At 54.7% G+C, this 1,336-nt stretch carries 1 rRNA gene; it reads right to left on the minus strand.

What is annotated here, in order from left to right:
• Positions 1 to 1,336: ribosomal RNA gene (locus F451_RS0124345) — 16S ribosomal RNA — on the minus strand; the annotation flags it as partial.

A 1,336-nucleotide genomic window follows, 5' to 3' on the forward strand; every position in this document is an offset into this window, starting at 1 on the left:
GGTTAGACTAGCTACTTCTGGTGCAACCCACTCCCATGGTGTGACGGGCGGTGTGTACAAGGCCCGGGAACGTATTCACCGCGACATGCTGATTCGCGATTACTAGCGATTCCGACTTCACGCAGTCGAGTTGCAGACTGCGATCCGGACTACGACCGGTTTTCTGAGATTAGCTCACCCTCGCGGGGTTGCAGCCCTCTGTACCGGCCATTGTAGCACGTGTGTAGCCCTACTCGTAAGGGCCATGATGACTTGACGTCGTCCCCACCTTCCTCCGGTTTGTCACCGGCAGTCTCCTTAGAGTTCCCACCATTACGTGCTGGCAAATAAGGACAAGGGTTGCGCTCGTTACGGGACTTAACCCAACATTTCACAACACGAGCTGACGACAGCCATGCAGCACCTGTCTCAGAGCTCCCGAAGGCACCAAGCTATCTCTAGCGAGTTCTCTGGATGTCAAGAGTAGGTAAGGTTCTTCGCGTTGCGTCGAATTAAACCACATGCTCCACCGCTTGTGCGGGCCCCCGTCAATTCATTTGAGTTTTAACCTTGCGGCCGTACTCCCCAGGCGGTCGACTTAGTGCGTTAGCTGCGCCACTAAGAGAACAAGTCTCCCAACGGCTAGTCGACATCGTTTACGGCGTGGACTACCAGGGTATCTAATCCTGTTTGCTACCCACGCTTTCGCACCTCAGTGTCAGTATCAGTCCAGGCAGTCGCCTTCGCCACTGGTGTTCCTTCCTATATCTACGCATTTCACCGCTACACAGGAAATTCCACTGCCCTCTACCGTACTCTAGTTAAGCAGTATCAGGTGCAGTTCCCAGGTTAAGCCCGGGGCTTTCACATCTGACTGACTCAACCACCTACGCGCGCTTTACGCCCAGTTATTCCGATTAACGCTCGCACCTTCCGTATTACCGCGGCTGCTGGCACGGAATTAGCCGGTGCTTCTTCTGTGGCTAACGTCACAGATAACCGGTATTAGCGGTTACCCTTTCCTCACCACTGAAAGTGCTTTACAACCCGAAGGCCTTCTTCACACACGCGGCATGGCTGGATCAGGGTTGCCCCCATTGTCCAATATTCCCCACTGCTGCCTCCCGTAGGAGTCTGGGCCGTGTCTCAGTCCCAGTGTGGCTGGTCATCCTCTCAGACCAGCTAAGGATCGTCGCCTTGGTGGGCCTTTACCCCACCAACTAGCTAATCCTACGCAGGCTCATCTGATAGCGAAAGGTCCGAAGATCCCCTCCTTTCCCCCGTAGGGCGTATGCGGTATTAGCATCCGTTTCCGAATGTTGTCCCCCACTACCAGGTAGATTCCTACGCGTTACTC

The organism is Marinobacterium rhizophilum DSM 18822 (assembly GCF_000378045.1).
In the GTDB taxonomy this organism is placed as follows: domain Bacteria; phylum Pseudomonadota; class Gammaproteobacteria; order Pseudomonadales; family Balneatricaceae; genus Marinobacterium_A; species Marinobacterium_A rhizophilum.